Source organism: Arthrobacter sp. CDRTa11 (assembly GCF_026427775.1).
Lineage (GTDB): Bacteria > Actinomycetota > Actinomycetes > Actinomycetales > Micrococcaceae > Arthrobacter.
In genome coordinates this window covers 2,512,537-2,530,909 of the sequence record NZ_CP044532.1, presented here as the reverse complement: position 1 = coordinate 2,530,909, position 18,373 = coordinate 2,512,537, and the positions used below count along the sequence as shown (strand labels likewise).

General features: G+C 64.3%; 14 protein-coding genes. 3 read left to right on the top strand and 11 right to left on the bottom strand.

Annotation, left to right across the window (positions count from 1 at the left end):
* Positions 1-3: 3 nt before the first annotated feature.
* The 3 genes from F8G81_RS11315 to F8G81_RS11305 all read right to left on the bottom strand — a co-directional run bounded on the left by F8G81_RS11315 (position 4) and on the right by F8G81_RS11305 (position 4,356).
* Complete coding sequence (locus tag F8G81_RS11315; protein ID WP_267279063.1) at positions 4-1,806, bottom strand: dipeptide/oligopeptide/nickel ABC transporter permease/ATP-binding protein; 1,803 nt, start codon at positions 1,804-1,806, stop codon at positions 4-6.
* Positions 1,803-2,744, bottom strand: a complete 942-nt coding sequence (locus tag F8G81_RS11310) for an ABC transporter permease (protein ID WP_267279062.1) — start codon at positions 2,742-2,744, stop codon at positions 1,803-1,805. Before F8G81_RS11310 ends, F8G81_RS11315 begins: the two co-directional genes overlap by 4 nt.
* A 67-nt stretch (positions 2,745-2,811) precedes the next feature.
* Complete coding sequence (locus F8G81_RS11305; RefSeq protein WP_267279061.1) at positions 2,812-4,356, bottom strand: ABC transporter substrate-binding protein; 1,545 nt, start codon at positions 4,354-4,356, stop codon at positions 2,812-2,814.
* 151 nt (positions 4,357-4,507) lie between these two features.
* Here F8G81_RS11305 and F8G81_RS11300 point away from each other — a divergent pair, with 151 nt between their 5' ends.
* Complete coding sequence (locus F8G81_RS11300) at positions 4,508-5,191, top strand: TetR/AcrR family transcriptional regulator (protein WP_267279060.1); 684 nt, start codon at positions 4,508-4,510, stop codon at positions 5,189-5,191.
* A 35-nt stretch (positions 5,192-5,226) separates the two neighbouring features.
* Positions 5,227-6,762, top strand: a complete 1,536-nt coding sequence (locus F8G81_RS11295) for a sulfatase (protein WP_267279059.1) — start codon at positions 5,227-5,229, stop codon at positions 6,760-6,762.
* A 255-nt stretch (positions 6,763-7,017) separates the two neighbouring features.
* Here the strand turns inward: F8G81_RS11295 and F8G81_RS11290 are convergent, their stop codons facing one another.
* From F8G81_RS11290 to F8G81_RS11255, 8 genes are all read right to left on the bottom strand, one after another.
* Positions 7,018-7,743 carry an IclR family transcriptional regulator domain-containing protein gene (locus F8G81_RS11290; RefSeq protein ID WP_267279058.1) on the bottom strand — a complete coding sequence of 242 codons (726 nt, stop codon included), beginning with the start codon at positions 7,741-7,743 and terminating at the stop codon, positions 7,018-7,020.
* 175 nt (positions 7,744-7,918) lie between these two features.
* Positions 7,919-9,616: a thiamine pyrophosphate-binding protein gene (locus F8G81_RS11285; protein ID WP_267279057.1), complete on the bottom strand. Its 1,698-nt coding sequence runs from the start codon at positions 9,614-9,616 to the stop codon at positions 7,919-7,921.
* 49 nt (positions 9,617-9,665) lie between these two features.
* Positions 9,666-10,490 (bottom strand): ABC transporter ATP-binding protein, encoded by an 825-nt coding sequence (locus F8G81_RS11280; RefSeq protein WP_267279056.1) that lies wholly within the window; start codon positions 10,488-10,490, stop codon positions 9,666-9,668.
* A 1-nt stretch (position 10,491) separates the two neighbouring features.
* Complete coding sequence (locus F8G81_RS11275) at positions 10,492-11,313, bottom strand: ABC transporter permease (protein WP_267279055.1); 822 nt, start codon at positions 11,311-11,313, stop codon at positions 10,492-10,494.
* Positions 11,310-12,086, bottom strand: coding sequence for an ABC transporter permease (locus tag F8G81_RS11270; RefSeq protein ID WP_267279054.1), 777 nt, complete (start codon positions 12,084-12,086; stop codon positions 11,310-11,312). The genes F8G81_RS11275 and F8G81_RS11270 overlap by 4 nt, the downstream gene beginning before the upstream one ends.
* A gap of 88 nt (positions 12,087-12,174) precedes the next feature.
* Positions 12,175-13,170 carry an ABC transporter substrate-binding protein gene (locus F8G81_RS11265; protein WP_267279053.1) on the bottom strand — a complete coding sequence of 332 codons (996 nt, stop codon included), beginning with the start codon at positions 13,168-13,170 and terminating at the stop codon, positions 12,175-12,177.
* Positions 13,171-13,334: 164 nt separating this feature from the next.
* The gene (locus tag F8G81_RS11260) at positions 13,335-14,876 is read right to left on the bottom strand and encodes an aldehyde dehydrogenase family protein (RefSeq protein WP_267279052.1); all 1,542 of its coding nucleotides are present in this window, start codon (positions 14,874-14,876) and stop codon (positions 13,335-13,337) included.
* A 51-nt stretch (positions 14,877-14,927) separates the two neighbouring features.
* Positions 14,928-16,340 (bottom strand): aminomethyl transferase family protein, encoded by a 1,413-nt coding sequence (locus F8G81_RS11255; protein WP_267279051.1) that lies wholly within the window; start codon positions 16,338-16,340, stop codon positions 14,928-14,930.
* A 325-nt stretch (positions 16,341-16,665) separates the two neighbouring features.
* Here F8G81_RS11255 and F8G81_RS11250 point away from each other — a divergent pair, with 325 nt between their 5' ends.
* The gene (locus tag F8G81_RS11250) at positions 16,666-18,354 is read left to right on the top strand and encodes a thiamine pyrophosphate-binding protein (RefSeq protein ID WP_267279050.1); all 1,689 of its coding nucleotides are present in this window, start codon (positions 16,666-16,668) and stop codon (positions 18,352-18,354) included.
* Positions 18,355-18,373 lie beyond the last annotated feature (19 nt).

The window sequence follows — 18,373 nt, the reverse complement described above, 5'->3', positions numbered from 1 at the left end:
GGGTTAGTCCTTGGAGGTGAGGGTGGCTGCGAGGTGGTCCTCGTCGAAGGGGTAAGGACGGACCGGTCCGTCCTCGAGCATGGAATCGAGGAGTTTCTGGGTGTATGCCTGTGACGGTGAAGTAAGGATTTTGTCGACGGTGCCTACTTCCACAAGTCGCCCGGCCTGCATCACGGCCACGCGGTCGCAGATGTCGGCTACCACGCCGAAGTTGTGGGTGACCATAATCACCGCCATACCGGTTTCGCGCTGGAGGTCCCGGAGCAGGTCCAGGACTTCGGCCTGAACGGTGACGTCCAGGGCGGTGGTGGGCTCATCGGCGATGAGCAGGCGGGGGTTGCAGGAGACTGCCCCGGCGATCAGGACGCGCTGGGCCATGCCGCCGGAAATTTCATGCGGGTAGGACTTCAAGGTCTTTTCCGGGTTGGTGATCCCGACGCGGGCGAGGAGGGCAAGGGCGCGTTTGGTGGCGTCCTGTTTGGAGAGCCCGAGTTTTGTCCGCAAGGGGACGGTGAGCTGGTGGCCGATCCGGAAGGAGGGGTCCAGGTTGCTCATCGGTTCCTGCGGAATGTAGGCGATTTCGGTGCCGCGCAGGGCGGTGCGTTCCTTGTTTCCGAGGGTGGTGAGTTCTTTACTGTTGAACAGGATCGAGCCGCCCGAAACGCGCCCGCCGTCGGGAAGGAGACCGAGTATGGAGAAGGCGGTTTGGGTCTTGCCTGACCCGGACTCCCCCACCAAACCCAGTACTTCGCCCGGGGCGACGTGAAGGCTGACGCCGTGGACCACTTCCTTTTCCCCGGCCCCGGTGCCGTAGGCGACTTTGAGGTTCTGGACGGACAGGAGCGCGTTGTCGGGATGGGCGGCTGCTGGTGCGGACCCAGTTGAGGAAAGCTCGACGGCGGGTCGGGCCGGGAGCCTGACCGCCCGGGTCGTGGCGTGCCCACGGTCTTCGAGGGCGTCGCGGAGTGCATTGCCGAAGAGGATCAGGGCCATGGAGACCAGCCCGATTGCGAGGCTGGGCCACAGGATAAGTCCGGGATTTAAGGCTATTTTTCGGAAGCCCTCGTTGAGCATATTGCCCCAGGAGGGGACGGAGCTGTCGGTGACGCCGAGGAATTCAAGTCCGGCCTGGATGGCGATAGCGATGCTGGCCACCCTGGCGGCCTGGATGATGACCGGTGCCCGGACCACCGTGAAGATGTGGCGGGCGAGTATCCTGGCGTCGCTGAGGCCCGAGACTCTGGCGGCGTCCACGTAGAGTTCGTTGCGGACTGCCTGCACCGCCCCGCGGACCACACGGAAGAAGGCCGGCGTCAGGAGGACGCCGAAAACACCCATCGCGATGTAGACGGAGGGTCCGACGACGGCTCGGACGGCGAGCAGGACCACGATGCCGGGAAGTGCCATGTTCAGGTTGTTGACCCAGGAAGCGGCGCTGTCGAACCAGCCGCCATAGTACCCGGCCAGCAGGCCTGTTGCGGTGCCTATGACCAGGGCAACGGCAAGGGCGAGTGCTGCGCCGATGAGGATGACTTGGGTGCCCCACATAAGACGGCTGAAGGTATCTCGCCCGGAGCTGTCGGTGCCCAGAAGATGGCCAGTTCCCGGGGGGCGCATGGCTTCGCGCAGGTTTACGCCGTTGGGGTCCGGCAGCCCCAGATAGGGTACGGCCACGGCGATGACGATGACTGCCAGGAGCACAATGGTGGAGATCAGTCCGAGCGGGTTGCGGACGAATCGCCTCAGGAGGCCCGAACGAGGGACGACGGGGTCCACGTCGGTGGGTACTTCGGTCGCAAGTGTCATGACAGGCGGACTTTCGGGTTGAGCCAGGCTACGAGGATGTCGACGATCAGGTTGACGGCGACGACGATGAGTACGACGGCGAGTATGACGCCGATGATGAGGGGAAGGTCAGTCCGGCTGGTCGCTTCGACAGCGAGTGAGCCCAGTCCGGGCAGCGCGAACACCGCTTCAATGACGACGGCTCCGCCGAGGATGCCGACCACTTGGACGGCGAGGCTGGTCAGGCCGTTCGTGGAGGCGTTCCGCAGCACGTTGGTCAGGATGATTCGGCGCTCCGAGAGGCCGCGGCTGCGCGCGGTGCGGATGTAGTCATTGCGTAAGACCCCCAACGTTGCGGAGCGGACCTGCTGGGCCACGCCGGCGACCCCGCAGATGGCGAGCGCGATGACCGGCAGGGTAATGGTCCTGACCCAGCCTGCGGGGGACTCGGTGAGCGGTATGTAGCCGGTTGCGGGGAACATCTTCAACTGGATCGCGAAGTACGTGACCAGGAAGAGGGCCACGATAAAGGAGGGCAGCGCGTCTCCGAAGGTGGCCAGGATTTGCAGGGTCCGGTCCACCCATCCCTTCCGCACGGCGGCATAGATGCCGGCCGCGAACGCCAGGATTCCGGTCAGCAACGTCACCACGATCACCAGGCTCAGGGTGACGGGGAGCCGGATCATGAGGGTGTCCCACACCGGTTGGCTGCTGAAGTAGGAGACGCCGAGGTCGCCCGATACGGCTTTGGTGAACCAGGCGAGGTACTGGATAGGGAGGGGCTGGTCCAGTCCGAGTTCCTGGTTCTTCAGAGCAACCTGTTCCTCCGTGGCGTTTTCACCAAGGATGTTCCGGGAGATGTCCCCCGCTGTGGGGAAAAGCAGCACGTAGGCCAGGAACGACACCGCAACGAGCAGGACCGCCGCCGACAGGAAGCGCCGCAGTAGGAAGAAAGTCACCGATGACTCCTAGTTCGGATCGAAAAGTGGGTTCCGGCGGCCGGACGGGCCGGCCGCCGGAACATGACTACTTGCCAGTGGGCTTGTAGTTGTAGATTGACGGGACAGCCTGCTCAGCCTGGTTCTGAACATCAACCTTGTCGTTGTGGTAAAAGTGCTGCTCCAACCTGTAAAGGGGGCTGAACCAGTACTCATCAACGACGATGTTGTTGATCTCCCTCGCAGCTTCGCCGATGGCCTTCTCATCCCCGGCTTGCGCCTTCTTGATCAGTTCGTTGATCTCCGGACGCTCAGTCTTAAAGGGGTTCCACGTTGCGTTCGGTGCCAGGAGGAGCTGGATGTGGCGCCAGTCATCGCGCTGCACCAGGGACATGTAAGCGACTGGGAACTCACCACGCAGCATGGAAGGAATCGCCTGGCCTGGCCCCCACTGATGACGGGTGACCGTAACCCCAACGTCCTTCCAGTTCTGCTCGATGGAATCGTAGATCGCGGGATCAAAAACCGGGCTGACCGGAAGGGTGATTGCCAGGTTTTCCGCGCCGGCTTCATTCAGAAGTTCACGGGCGCGGTCCGGATCATAGGTGTACTTGCCGTCAAGGGCTTGGTCATACCCCTTCGTATCGGGGCCGAAAGTTTGGCTGGTCAACTCGCCCTTGCCCAGCGCGACACTCTGCAGCAGGGCCTCGCGGTCGATGGCCAGGGACAACGCCTCCCGGACACGGACGTCTTTGAGTTGCGGGAGCTTGGTGCCCTCCCGGTCAAAGAACCAAATACCTTCCCAGTTGGTGGCATATGGTTCGTGCAGCAGTCCTGTGCCTTCAGCTTCTGCCGCTGTGGCGGCCCGCTGGAAGACTGCAGCGTCCACCTGACCGGACTTCAGCGCGTTCAGCCGGGCAGTCTCGTCGGCGAGAACATGGAATTCAACCTTGTCGTACGGAAGCTTGTCGCCCCAGTAATCTGCACTACGGGTCAGCGTGATCTTGGATCCGGCCACGGTGTTGGCGGCGTCGAGGACGTAGGGACCGGAACCCACCGGGCTGGTCTTGATTTCGGTCGTCTCGAGCGCCTTCGGACTGCCCATGTAGCCGGGGGCGTTGGAAAGGGAATATGGAAGCCCGGGATCGGGTTCCGTCAGCTTCAACACAGCAGTAGCGGCGTCGGGCGTGTCTACGCCGATGACTGACTTCATTGAGCTGGCGAACGGTCCGTTCGCCTTCTTGAAGTGCTCAACGTTGGCCTTCACCGCGGCGGAGTCGAATACCTCGCCGTCAGCGAACTTCACGCCCTCACGCAACTTCAAGGTGTAGGACAGGCCGTCCTGGCTTTTCTCCCATGATGTGGCCAGCATGGGGCTGAGCGCCCCGTCTGCTTCACGCTTGATCAAGGTGTCGTAGACGGCCTGGTAGATAGGAGCCTGATGGCCCTCGTTCGCCTGCGCCGGGTCGTAGCTCTGCGGCTCCTGCAGGGAACCTATCCGCAAGAGCGGGGCGGTATCTGGCCCCTGCTGACTGCCAGTAGATTCCTGGGGCGTGCTGTTGCACCCGGTAAAGGCCAAAGCTGAGACGACGGCTGTTACCGCCGTGGTGAGTATTCGGCTTCTGATGCTCATCGCTTCTCTTCCTAGAACTTCGTTGTGGTAGGACAGCGCACTCCGTTCTCAGGTGACGGGGCGCATTCCGTAGCTTCGGTAAATAATCACCGATCGCTTACTTTTCAAAAATATAAGCGTCTGGTAACTTTTTGGCAAGAGGTACTTGGAAATGCGGAACAGAACGGTGGTGATGGGCATGGCAGCGAAGCCAGGAACCAGAGGCGCGTACCCCAAGGGCGTCGAGCGCCGCAGGCAAATCGTCAGGGCGGCAGCGCGTATCTTTGCCCAGTACGGCTATCACGCAGGTTCTCTGCGGAACATAGCCGACGAAGTAGGCGTCACCAGTGCGGCCCTCATCAGGCATTTTCAGAGCAAAGAGGGCTTGCTCACGGCCGTACTGGAGTACTGGAACGAGGAAAGCCAGTCGGCCGGCAACCCGGCCACAGGCCTTGCCCACATCCGCCAGCTTCCGACTCTCATGGCCTACCACCTCACCCATCGGGGCCTCATAGAGCTCTTCCTTACTCTGGCCGCAGAGGCATCGAATCCAGAACACCCCGCCCGGGATTTCATCGTAAAACGATACGAAATTACCGTGGCCAGCCTCAGCGCCCGGATCCGTGAAGCGATTGATGCGGGGGAAGTTTCCATGCCCCCGGAGCAGATCGAAAGCGAAGCCAGAGGACTCGTGGCACTGATGGACGGCATTGAGCTCCAATGGCTGCTCCACCCCGAACTTGATCTCGTTGGCCTCTTCACCACCCACTTGGAGCACCTCCTCGCGAGGTGGACCGGTCAGGTTCAACCGTCAATCGCCGGCACAGGAGCTGTTGCCGTGCAAGGCACTGCGTAACGGCGACCTACTTCCCTTGAATTGAAAGGCAAACGATGAAGATCATTTACGTCGATGTGGACAGTCTGCGCCCCGATCACACCGGGCCATACGGATACCAGCGGAGGATCACTCCACACTTGGATGAGCTTGCACAGCGCAGTGTCCGCTTCGACCGCTACTACTGCTCCGATTCCCCATGCCTGCCGTCCAGGACAGCCCTGACCAGTGGACAATTCGGTATCACTAACGGAGTTGTGGGCCATGCCGGAGACGCGGCGCGGTTTCGGCTGGACTCGGGTCACCGTCCAGAACCGGGCCGTCCGCTGCTCGGCCAGCACCTGACTCAGAATGGCTATCTAACCGCCTGCGTCTCATCGTTCGCCGAGCGGCACCGCGCCTACTTCTTCACTGGCAATTTCCAGGAAAACATCCGGGCGGCTCCCGAAATCGGTGATGAGCCTGCCGAGATCATTACCGACAAGGCCGTGGACTGGATCGAACGCAACAAGGACGGGGAAAACTGGTACCTGCACCTTACGTACTGGGATCCTCACGTGTCTTACCTTCAGCCCCCCGAATGGACCGACAAAGCCGCGGCCAGCGGACCACCCCCTGCCTGGCCTACCCAGGAAGCCATTGACAGGCACGCAGAGATCTATGGTTCACGAACTGCCTTGGACCTTCACTACTTTGGTGGACCCAACCCTTCCCCTGTCCCCTACAACATGCCCGATGCAATCCGCACCCGCGCTGACTTTGAGCACCTAATCAACGGCTACGATGGTGCCATCCATTACTGGGACCACCATTTCGGCCGGTTACTCACCGCGATCGATACCCTCGGCATTCGAGAAGAAGTCGCCATAGTTGTAAGCGCCGATCACGGAGAAGCCTTCGGTGAACTCGGGGCCTACGGCGAACACGGGCTGGCCAGCGAACCGGTGCAACGACTGCCGCTCATCATCCATTGGCCGGGTATCACGGACACCGTGGAAGCAAAGTCCAACGACGCACTTCTGTACAACATCGATTACGCTCCGACGCTTTGCAAGCTGCTCGATCTACCGGTACCGGAAAAGTGGCAGGGGGAATCCTTTGCCTCCGCGGTTCAAGGAGAACCCATGAAAAGCCGTGAACACCTGGTGCTCGGGCACGGGGCCCATACTTTCCAGCGCGCTGTTCGAACGCGTGACTACCTATATATGCGCACGTATCACCCCGGAGCCTACAGAGCTGAATGGGAATCGCTCTTCCATGTTGACCAGGACCCGTACCTCGAACACGACCTCATCGAAACCGAGCCTTCAATCGCCGAGGGAATGCGATCCAGGCTTATGGCGTGGTGGAGCTTCTACGCCGGGACCCCGGGCGCCCTCCCGGACCCGATGCAGATCTCGCTCCAGACAGGCCCAACACTGTATACCGACCCCGAAGAATATGCCCGGCATCTCCGCGACACCGGACGAGAGCACCTGGCCAAGGATCTGGAGGAACGGCTACACCCAGCCAACGGCGCCGTTCCCGTCTCCTGGCATGCATCCGCTCCTATACGGACAATTCGGGCCAAAAAGGCCGAAGTTCCAGACTGACCTGCAAGAGAGTGACCACAAGGATCCGGAAACAGACCAGGGGAAACAATGAAGCTGCTGCCCGGAAGTGATTCAACGGATGTCCCGCCAAAGCCTGTTGCACGCCGTCGCGGCTCATTAAAGTCGCGCCTTCAGCGAGCCACGACTGCGCATAGCCAGGGTGGAGACACACCACCAGCGCGACCCAGGGGCAGACATCGGTGGCGGAGGGCTGCGGGGGTGCCCCCGAGCCACCGCGGGGCGTGACTGCGGTGCTCAGTGATGCTCTACGCGGGTCGCAAACTCGCTGCCGAGTCCGGCGCTGATCTCAGCGGCGGCGTCCTGGAGCAGGGGGAGGTGCTCCAGCAGCTCGCGCGTCGTCAGGGCGGACGATGACAGGCCGAGCCCGGCGAACACCCGTCCATCGCCTCCGCGGACCGGCGCCGCGATCGAGCGCAGCCCGGTTTCGAGTTCCTGGTCGACCGCCGACCAGCCGCGCTCGCGGATCTTCGCGAGGCGCTCTTTGAGTGCTTCGGGGGTGGTGATGGTATGCGGCGTGATCGCCTCAAGTCCGGTTGTGTCGAGATAGTGGCGGAGGCCCTCCGCTGACAGATCTGCGAGGATCACCTGTCCCATCGCGCTCGCGTAGGCCGGGAGCCGGGTGCCGATAACGAGCGAGAGGTTGCTAATCCGCCGCATCGAGATGCGGCTTATATAGACGATGTCGGATCCGTCGAGTGTCGCCAGGGTGCAGGTTTCCCGCACCTCGGCGACGATCTGCTCCATCACCGGCTGCGCGATCTCCCTGAGGTCGAGCGAGTTCAGATACGCGTATCCGAGCGTGAGGATGCGCGGCGTCAGCACGTAGCCGCGCCCGTTGGCGCGGACATAGCCAAGTGCCTCGAGGGTGATCAGCAGGCGTCGTGCGGTGGGACGGCTCAGTCCCGCTGCTGCGGCGACCTCTGTCAGGGTCAGCCGCGGACGGTGATCAGAGAAGGCCAAGATGACCGAGAGTCCCCGCTCGAGTGACTGGACATAGTCGCGTTGATCTAGGCCCTCGGGTCGCCTACTCATCCAAAATCTCCAACCACTCGAACGCGAAACCCCTGCACGTCCGTGAAGCGGACGTGCCTTTCGGATACAGCGTAATTCAGCTCCCGATGGAGCCGATCGCGCTTCAGTAGTCCGCTGGCTTGATCCATGGCGAACTGATCCTTGCCGCGAGCACCACCAGGCCCCCCTGTCTCCAGGCGGCGACAGCGCGCTTTATCCCATCGGCGAGATCTTCCGGGGAGCTCACCGTGAAGCCGGTCGCGCCGCACGCCGCGGCGATCCCGGCGATGTCCACCTCGGCGAGGAAGGCAGTCGCTGGCGGCTGGGGCCGCTCGGCGTCGGGAAAGAGGTCGTGGACGGGCTGACTGCTCGCCGCGTAGCCACCGTTCTGGAGTACCACGATGAGACCGTCGACGCGCTCGCGCCGCAGCGCGGTCAGCGCCGCAACCGGTGCACTGAATATGAACGAGCCATCGCCGACGACGACGAAAGTCGGCCGCTCCGGCTCTGCGGCCATCGTCCCGAGCAACGCGCCGAGGGCCCAGCCGAGCCCGGCACCGCCGGCGCGGAACAAGGTGCCCGGCACTGTCCGCGGGAGCCACTGGCGGACAAAGCCCGCCGACGTCGTCGACTCCTCGATGAGCCGATCCTCCGCCGTGATGTGGTCGGCGAGAACGGCAAGGACGTCCTCCGCCGTGAGCGATGCGCCGGGGGTCGGGCGTTTGGGCACCAAAGGCGGCCGCCCGAGCGGGACGGGCCTCGCACCCTCCGATTCGAGTCGCGCGACTATCGTCTCGAGCCAGACGCGCGGCGAGCTGGCGACGCGTACATCCGCCGGGAACGCCCAGTTCGGCATCGCGACGTGGAGCGGATCGGTGTCGATGAGGAGTATCCGGCAGTCCCGCCGGGGGCCTTCCTTCCCCAGGATCCAGGGTACGGGCGCATCGAGGACTATGGCGAGGTCGGCCTCCGCCCAGGCGGCCGCGACGTTGGTCGCGGCGAGCGGGTGCGTCGGGGGGAAGTTCATCCGTTCCTTGAGCGGATCGATGACGGTCGCACCGATGAGCTCCGCGAGCCGGGTGAACGGTGCGACCGCTTCGGGGTCCTGCCCCACCCGGGATGTGACGAGCACGGGGTGCTTGCTCGCCCGGATCTCCCGAAGGCTCGCCGCGGTTGCCTCCGAGCTCGGGCCGGAGCTGAACAATGAGCCCAGCCGCGGGGCCTCGGGCTCCGGTGCCGTCTCGATGAGCATCTCACGCCCGAACGTCAGGTAAACCGGCCCGGACGGGGCTGCCGCGGCGATGTCGATCGCCCGCTGCACGGTCTTATGGACGAGGCTGGCGTGGGAGGGATTGAACGTGGCCTTCACGTACTGCCGGACGATGCCGGCTTGGTCGGGTGCGTCCTGCATCCAGTGGACGATGTGGTCGCGTCCGCCATGGACGGTGCCGTACTCGTCGTAGGGGGTGAGGCCAGCCATGATGATGACGCCTGCCCCCGCCCGGGCCGCGTTGTGCACCATCGCGCCGAGATTCTGCGTGCCGACGTCGACGTGGACGAAGACGGCAGACACCTGGCCGGTCACCGCGAAATGTGCGTGGGCGGCAGCGAGTGCGACCGTCTCGTGCGGGCACAGGACAAGCCGAGGAGCAGGGCGCGCCTCGGAGAGTGCAATCTCGATCGCGCGGGCAAGCGGCGCGGTATCGGTACCTGGATTGATGTAAATCGTGTCTACGCCCCGGTCGATGAGGCCCCGGAGGAGGAGCTCTGCTCCGGAGAGCGGCCGCGGAGTGGTTCGGGAGAGAGCCTGCTCGGTGGTCAACTGCCTATCCTTCGCGTTCGCTTTCAACATACCGGTGTCGACCGCCGGGTCAAGCCTTCGCCTCCGCTTGCGCTGCCGCCGCCTCTGCTTGCGCTGCTGCCGCATCTGCGCTGGCTTGCGTGATGAGCTTCGCCACCTTGGTGCGGAGCTCTCCGAATCGTGGCAGACCCTTCGTCGTGACCTGGCTGCGCGGATGCGGCAGATCGATGTCGATCACGTCCATTACGACTGTCGGCCGGTTTGACACGACGACGACGCGGTCGGCGAGGTAGACGGCCTCATCGATGTCGTGGGTCACGAGAACGATGGTGACGCCCGCGCTCTGCCGGACCCGGAGGATGAGGTCTTCAAGGTCGGCGCGGGTCTGCGCGTCGACGGAGGCGAAGGGCTCGTCCATGATGAGGAACTCGGGGCGGTAGGCGAGGGCACGGGCGATTGCCACCCGCTGCTGCATGCCGCCGGAGAGCTGCCACGGATAGCTGTCCCCAAAACCATCGAGCCCGACACTCTGCAACGCCTGCTCGACAGCCTGCCGGCGCTCGTCCCGGTCCTTGATGGTGTTGGCGAGCGGCAAGGCGACGTTGCGACTGACCTTGTACCAGGGCATCAGCGAACGGCTGTAGTCCTGGAACACGCAGGCAATCTCTTTCGGCGGCGAGTCGATGACCCTGCCGGTGTCGGTCAACGTCACCTTCCCGCCGGATGGCGGCAGGAGACCGGCCATACAGCGCAGCAGCGTGGTCTTCCCGGCTCCGGACGGCCCCACGACAGTGACGAACTCGCCCTCCTTGACCGTGAAGCTCACGTCTCGGAGCACCTCAAGGGGCTTGCCGCCCGTGGAATAGGTCTTTTGCAGCCGTTCTACGCTGAGCACGTCAGTCCTCCTGATTTTGGGTATACCAGTGGAGCAGCTTGCGCTCCACCAGAATGAAGATTCCGTTGACGAGCAGCCCGATCAGTCCGAGCAGGATAAGTCCGGACCACATGAGCGTAATCTGGAAGCCCTGCTGCGCGAGCAGGGTCACATAGCCCATGCCGTTCGTCGCGCCAAGCATCTCCGACGAAACCATGACGACGAAGGCGAGGCTCAACGCGATACGCATTCCGGAGATCACCTGAGGCGAGGCGGCGTGGAGTTGGACCCAGCGCAAGCGCTGCATCTTGGTCAGTCGGAAGGACCTGCTGACGTCTTCGATCACCGGGTCGATATTCCGGACTCCGTCGATCGTGTTCAGCAGGATCGGGAAGGAGCTCACAAAGGCGATCAGCACGATCTTCGGGGTGTCGCCGATGCCGAACAGCACCACCGCGACGGGGATGAGTGACGTCGCCGGGAGCGATCGGAAGAACTGCAGGACCGGGTTCAGCGCGTAGGCCGCGATCCGCAGCCGCCCGAGGAGCGCACCGAGCGAGACGCCGACGACGACGGCGATCAGGAATCCGACCACCAGCCGCGTGAGGCTCGGCACAATATCGGACATAACCCGCGCCGACAGCCAGGCCTCGACGAAGGTCTGGAGGATCAGCTGGAGGGGTGGGAAGAACGGCGAGGTGCTGTTCGCCGACACGAACCACCAGGTGATGAGGATCACCACGGGAAGGATGAGCGAGACGATCGTACCGCTGAAGCGCGGGGACCCACGCCGTCGAGTGGCTTCGGTGGTGGTCGATTCGGTGGTCGCTGTGGTGGTCGTCATGCCTGCTTCTCCCGGTACGATGCATGCCAGTGCAACTGACGGCGCTCGAGCAACTCGAGCAGCCCGTTGATAATGAGTCCGATGATGCCGACTACCAGGATGAGGGCGTACATCCGGGGAAAGACGCCGTTCTCGGCGTAGTTCTGGATGTCACGTCCCGTGCCCGGGACGGCGGCGATGATCTGGACCGCGACCACGATGATGAGCGCATGGGCCGCGGCGATCCGGATCCCGGTCGCGAGGAACGGCGACACGCTGGGGATGGTGATGCTCCGTATCTGCTGCGCGCGGCTCAGGCCGAACACGCGTCCGGTGTCCTTCAGGATCGGCGATACGCCGACGACTCCGTAATAGGTCTGGTAGAGAACCGGCCACGTGGACCCGATCGCCGCCAGGGTGATCGCCACCGGCGGCCTTGCTCCCATGAGGAGCAGGAGGATCGGGATGTACACCACGCTAGGGGTGAAGCGAAGGAACTCGAGCACATACCGAAAAAGCTGGTTCAGCACCGGCGCGACGCCGATCAGAATGCCGAGCACAACGCCTGCGCCGATTCCAAGCGCAAGGCTGATCGCAAATTGTTGGAGCATCTGCCCGAGGCCCGTGAGGAAAACGTCGGTCGGCAGCATCATCCAGCCTGCAGCGACGGTCTCCGTGAACGGGGGGATGACGTTGGGGAGCACGCCCGTGCGGGCGAGGATCTCCTGCAAGGTGATGATGGCGAGGGTCGTGATCCAGGGAAGGGACCGGACGAGCCATGAACGACGCTTCACTTTAGTTCCTCCTAGGCGCCGTTCGGGCGGCCACGGGTGACGCAAAAGCCGACCGAACGATGCAGATTGTCTCGTCTATCCATCAGGTTCAGGGAACGATCAGGCTGTCGACCGACGGCGCGTTCTGGATCACTCCGTACTTGAGCAGCCAGCCGGTTTCCTTCTCGATCGCGTTGCGGTCGAGCTCCACCACGAAGTTTGGCACCGGGGCAGCTTTGACGAGATCAGGATTGAGCGACACCATCGAGATCGCGGCCTCCCGCACCTTATCGGGGTTGGCCTTCGCGTAGTCAGTCGACTTCTGCAGTGCCGCACGCCACCGCTCAACGACACCTGGGTTGTCGTCCACGAACGACTTCGCCATGAAGTAGTTGGTGTTGCCGTTCTCGGGGTCGCCGTACGCGATCGCCGCCGGGTCGCCGATGCTGACGAAGCCCTCAAGCTCCGCCTGCTTGGCGAAGGGCTGCTGCGTCGTGATCGCGTCGACTTGGCCGCTGGCCAGCGCTGTGGCCTGCTGGGCGAACGGCAGTTGAACCAGCTTCAGCTTGCTGTCGTCACCGCCGTCGGCGATGACCGATTCACGGGTCCAGAAGTCCCAGCAACAGTTCAGCGAGTTGATCGCGACTGTCTTCCCCTCGAGGTCTTTGAAGCTCTTGATGCCGCTGTCCGGCGATACGAGCGTGGCGTACCAGGGGCCTTCCGGGCTCTCGGCGTCGGCTATGCCACCAGAGACGAAGACGACCGGGATGTTCTGCGAGGCTGCGGTGATGGTCCCCGAGAGCCCGCCGAGCGCGACCTGGATCTCACCGTTGATGAGCCCTGTGACACCGCCGGCGCCGGTGCCGGACGGCACGGTGGTGACATTCAGCCCCTCCTCTGCGAAGAAGCCCTGCTCCATTCCCAGGCGCAGGTTCAGGGAGCTCATGCTCGCCGCGACGCCGGCGACGATGTCCACCGTCTCTCCGGAACCATCCGTCCCGTTCGTCGAGCCGGGTCCGGGACTGCAGCCGGCAACCGTGGTGAGGGTCGCCGTGAGTGCAAGCGCGACTATCGAGATGCTCTTCAATCGCCTTTGAATGAACATACTGGATCCTTCAGTTCAATGAGTGCAAACACTAGCGTCGATCTCTAGCGGACACTGCGTACGCGGATATTGTGGCCAGCCTGACGTGAAACGCAAGGGCTTTTTCGTGGGAAATGCTGCTAAATCAAGGTGAGATCAAGGACATGCAAAACGGTGCGTATACGTTACATGGATGCCTCCTGGATCCCTAGCCTGCGGTGCACGGACTGTAACGTCAGGTACTGGGAGAGGCCCTCGACGCCGTACTCCACGCCGATCCCGGAATCGTGTCGGCCTGCGAGCGGTGCGGCGGGATTCGACGTGAAGAAATTGAGCCCGATGTTGCCCGTATCGACACGGCGCGCGACCTGGAAGGCGTAGTCCTCGTCTTGGCCGAAGACGATGCCGCCAAGGCCGTATTCCGTCGCATTGGCGATCGCCACCGCCTCGTCGACGTCCGCGGCGCGGAGGATGGAGAGCACCGGTCCGAAGATCTCCTCACGTGCGATGCGCATTCCGGGATCGACGTCCGCGAACACCGTCGGAACCACCCACGAGCCGCGCTCGAAGACGGGCGCCACGTCGCCGCCGGTCGCAACACGCGCACCCTCTCGGATGCCTGACCGGACATAGCCCCGCACGACATCACGCTGGGCGGCGGTCGCAACCGGGCCGAACACCGTGGCCGAGTCGAAAGGATCCCCGACCACCGCGGCGGACACCGCCGCCGCGGCGAGCTCGACGACATCGTCATAGCGCTCCGGGGTGGCGACGATCCGGCTCGAGTTGTAGCAGGTCTGGCCGGTGTTCCGCAGGCAGCTGCGCAGCAGCGCACTCCCGAGAACGTCGAGGTCTACGTCCGGCAGCACGACAGCGGCCGACTTGCCGCCAAGCTCAAGCGTGACGGGGCGCAACAGCTCCCCACACGCCGCCGCGACCTGGCGCCCCACCGACGTCGAGCCGGTGAACCCCACCTTGTCGACCAGCGGGTGCCGGACGAGCCGGTCGCCCACCGTGGCGTCGCCGGTCACCAGGTTGACGACGCCGGCGGGGATACCCGCCTCTGTCGCGGCATCGATGATGTACCGGACCGACAACGGCGTAGAGGGCGCCGGCTTCACCACGACAGTGCATCCTGCAAGGAGCGCCGGCGCGAGCTTGATGAGGACCAGGTTGATCGGGAAGTTCCAGGGTGCGATCAGCGCGCACACACCGATCGGATCTCGGTGTACGGACGTCACGACGGTCCGGTCATTCGGCGAGCCACGGAAATCGGGTTGCGCGAGCCAGTCTGCGAGTGAGGCGAAGTAGCGGAGGATCCCGGCCGCATTCGCTGCAGCCAGGGCTGTCTCTGACAACGGCGAGCCGTTCTCGAGCGTACTCGTGATGCTGAGCGGTTCGGCGCGACGCTCGATCGCGTCGGCCATCGCGAGCAGAAGTTCCGCGCGTTCCGATGGCCCGCGGCGGCTCCACTCGGGAAGCGCGCGGGCCGCAGCCGCCACCGCGGCATCAACGTCCGACGCATCGGCCACCGGCACCGCTCCCCATACGTCCCCGGTCGCGGGGTCGACGAGCTCGGTCCGCTCGGCGCTTTTCGCCGGACGGTACTCGCCGGCGATGAAAAGATCGTCGACGTAGCGCGTCGGCAGCGCCCCTGCGGCCGCGGCGTGCCGCGCGGCGAGCTTGAGCTCGACCTCCCCCGCAGGCAGGCGTTCCGTCGTCGTCATCCTGTTCTCCTCTGCAGGCAATCCATCACCGTAGGGCGAGGACGTCGCCGCTCAGCCTGTGGCCTTCGGTAGCTTCACCGACGCCGGGTTCGGTGCGGGCTCGACCGTTGCGCGGACCCGTACCTGACGGTGGCGCTCGACCCGCGGCTTGCGGGAGCCGCCATTCGCCTCACCCCAGACGATCTCGACCTCGTCGCCGACCGCGACACGGTCGAGGTCGATCATGGCGACCGAGATGAGCTTCCGAACGTTGATCGTGTAGCCGACCTTCGTCGCGACGCCGATCATCTCGCCATCGAGGTTGTAGACCTCGTCGCGGTGCGTGAGGTTGCCGTAGTCGGCGACCGGCAGCTCGATGTACTTGTAGGGCAGCTCATCCTCGTCGAAGAGCGAGCCCACGACCTTAAGGATGTCGTCCCTGTTCCAGATGAGCGTCACCTTGGTCCTGGTCTTGTGCTGCGCGATCTCCTCAAGGGCCGCGCGGCCGATGAAGTCGTGATCGAAGCTCACGAGCTTCCCATAGCCCATGTCATACGGCGTGACGTAGTAGTCCTCCACGCTTTCGGGGCGGAAGCTGCCGGCGAGCTGGAACTTCCCCTCCCACGAATCGGCGGGCAGCCATTCGCGATACGCCCGGAGCTCCTCGCCGGTGTAGACCGCAGGCAGCGGGTAGGCCATCCAGCCGCCCTCGAAGCTCGCACTGAAGTACGTCTTCGCTCCGGCCTGGAGAAGCCCGTGCCGGGCGCCCGCATCGAGGATCGCCTTTAGGACGACGCTTTCACCCTGCTCGTACGGGCCGGAGACCTCATAGCCCCGGTGACCAGACATGCTGTGCCGCAGCACGAGGACGTCGACGCCGGCGATTCGCACCCTGGCGGTGCGGAACGGACCGACGTCGGGCACACCGCCTTCGATGACCTCGTCGAAGATCGCACCGGCGTTCGGGCCGTCGAGCTGGTAGCGGAAGAGCTTGCGGCTTCCGGTGGGATTGTCCGAGGTGTTGTTGTCACGCTCGTAGGTCACGTCCCAATCGCCGGTCAGGATCTGGTACTCGAGCCAGTTCAGGAGCGGCATACTGCTGACGAGCTCGTAGGTCTCATCCTCGAGGGCGTAGAGGATGCAGTCGCCGATCATCTGTCCCCGCTCATTGACCCCGAGGAACTGTTTCGCACGCCCCGGCTGGAGGTTCGCGAGGCTGTTCACACCAACATGATTGAGCAGCCGCTTGGCGTCCGCGCCCTTGACGACGAGCTCTGGCATGTGGTGCGACTGGTCGAACAGGACTGCCGTCTCGCGCCAGGAACGCTGCTCATCCCGCCAGTTCGTGAACTCCTGCCGTACCGGCGTGAGGTCGGCGCGGCCGCGGGAGTGTGCACCGGGCGAGTCGTTATACAGGTAGTCGACCAGATCCGGCTTCGAGTCGATTAGGTCCTGCAGGGAGTGAACTGTGGGCGAAGCGCTCATGCGAACACTTCCTCTCTGGGTCGCCGACCGGTGCCCGCCTGTCCTCTTCCTCGAGGACGAAGGTAGCGCCGAGAATCCCTTCCGGGGATCGATCCAATGCGTCGATTTTTCACGTCGGTTTTTCACGCTCGTACGCTATCCGGACGTATTGTACGCGTTCCGTTGTTTAAACTATTGTGAGGTATGCCACAGTTGTCAAGCGGACCGGGAGTGCCGTGCGCCGACGTCGAAGGGCCGGTCGTACTTGCCATGCGGGTCGGGCAACGGTCTGGTGCAACAGGTCTGGTGCAATGACGCACGAGAGCGACACGAAGGGATGGCCCCCATGACGTCGACGGGGATCACCGGAAATCCGAAGGACGCCGGCGGCGTGACAGCGGCCCGCAATACGGCCGGTGTTATCGCAGCGACGGCGGTTCGACTGGGCGCCACGCACCTGTTCGAGGTGATGGGCGGGTCGAATATGCGCGTCGTGCACGCCTTCGAGGACGCCGGCGCCGTCCTCCACCACTTCCGGCACGAGAATGGCGCGGTCGGCGGTGCCGACGGCTACGCACGCGCAACCGGCCAGGTCGGCTGGACGAGCGTGGTGCACGGGCCGGGATTCACGAACGCGCTGACCGCGCTGCGGACCGCCGTCAAGGCGCGCAGCTCCCTCGTGCTCATCATGGGCGACGTGATGGGCACGCCGGCCCGTAATGCTCCTTTCGAGGTCGGAAATCAGGGACTCGCCCCCGATGCGCTGCTCGGCGAGATCGGCGTCGCAGTGGTCCGCGCGAGCGCCGCGACAGCCGCCCAGGACACCGTGTCTGCGTACCAGGCCGCCCTGCACGGGTGCGCCCCGATTGCGCTCATCATCCCGCACGGCATCGAGTCGCTGCCGAGTGGGTCGGACATCGAACCGGCCATCGCCAGGCTGTCAGGTCCTTCTGGTAAGGTGCAACCCACCCCGGAGGACATTGCCGCGGCGGAGCGCGCCATCCGCGGGGCTAAGCAGATCGTGCTTCTCGCGGGTCGGGGCGGGAGCGCCCCGGAGACGGCGAAGCTCCTCAAGCGCCTCGCGAAGCTGACGGGGGCCTACCTCGCCACCTCGGTCAAGGGCATCGGCATCTTCGAGGAGTCCCCGGCGAACCTCGGCATCTTCGGCGGCTTCACCTCCCCCGAAGGCGCGCGGATCATCCGCGAGGCGGACTGCATCCTCGCCGTCGGTGCCAGCCTGAACTACATCCAGACCCGCCGCTCCACTCTCCTCTTCGGTTCCCAGGTGATCCAGGTCGATGAGGACCCCCTCGCCTTCGGCAAGTACGACCGTGCGGACGTCCCGGTCCTCGGTGACGCCGCGATCGTCTCCCGGGAACTCATCGCCCGCTTCGAGGCGGAGCCGATGGTGCCGAGGCGTCCTTTGCCCACCGCACCGGCACAGATGGGGTCCAGCTTCACCGATGTCTCCGCCCCGGAACAGATAGACCCCCGTGCGCTCGCGACCGAGCTCGACCGCCTCCTGCCTGCCGAGCGGGCGGCTGTCATTGACGGCGGCCACTTCACGGTGTGGCCGATCGCCTTCATGCATCATCCGAGCCCTGACTCGCTGATGTGGACCTGCGACTTCGGCGCGATGGGCTGCGGCCTCGGGCCAGCCATCGGCGCGTGCATCGGACGCCCTGATCGGCTGACCGCACTCTACATCGGCGACTGCGGTCTGTTCATGTCGCTGGGCGACCTTGAGGTCGCGGCCAGGGAACGGATCCCGATCCTCGTCGTCTGCTTCAACGACGGTGCCGCCGGGTCCGAGATCGTGCTCTCTGAGATCGCTGGCCTTCCCGCCGACGAGGCGATCTTCGGCGTCTCGGACCTCGCGAAAATCGCGGCGAGCCTCGGCACCGAAGCCGCAGTCATCTCAACGGTGGCTGACCTCGAACCGGCGCTCGCTGGCTGGGACCGCAGCGGCCCGCTCTTCCTCGACTGCCGGATCACGCGTGATGTCCGCTCGCCGCTCTACGCGCAGTACATCTGAGGCCAACGCCAGAGCGAGG

Bases quoted from the DNA above. Each gene is read 5' to 3' on its own strand.
- F8G81_RS11300 (WP_267279060.1), top strand. From the start codon at position 4,508: ATGCGGAACAGAACGGTGGTGATGGGCATGGCAGCGAAGCCAGGAACC.
- F8G81_RS11250 (WP_267279050.1), top strand. From the start codon at position 16,666: ATGACGTCGACGGGGATCACCGGAAATCCGAAGGACGCCGGCGGCGTG.
- F8G81_RS11260 (WP_267279052.1), bottom strand. From the start codon at position 14,876: ATGACGACGACGGAACGCCTGCCTGCGGGGGAGGTCGAGCTCAAGCTC.
- F8G81_RS11315 (WP_267279063.1), bottom strand. From the start codon at position 1,806: ATGACACTTGCGACCGAAGTACCCACCGACGTGGACCCCGTCGTCCCT.
- F8G81_RS11265 (WP_267279053.1), bottom strand. From the start codon at position 13,170: ATGTTCATTCAAAGGCGATTGAAGAGCATCTCGATAGTCGCGCTTGCA.
- F8G81_RS11255 (WP_267279051.1), bottom strand. From the start codon at position 16,340: ATGAGCGCTTCGCCCACAGTTCACTCCCTGCAGGACCTAATCGACTCG.
- F8G81_RS11305 (WP_267279061.1), bottom strand. From the start codon at position 4,356: ATGAGCATCAGAAGCCGAATACTCACCACGGCGGTAACAGCCGTCGTC.
- F8G81_RS11295 (WP_267279059.1), top strand. From the start codon at position 5,227: ATGAAGATCATTTACGTCGATGTGGACAGTCTGCGCCCCGATCACACC.
- F8G81_RS11275 (WP_267279055.1), bottom strand. From the start codon at position 11,313: ATGACGACCACCACAGCGACCACCGAATCGACCACCACCGAAGCCACT.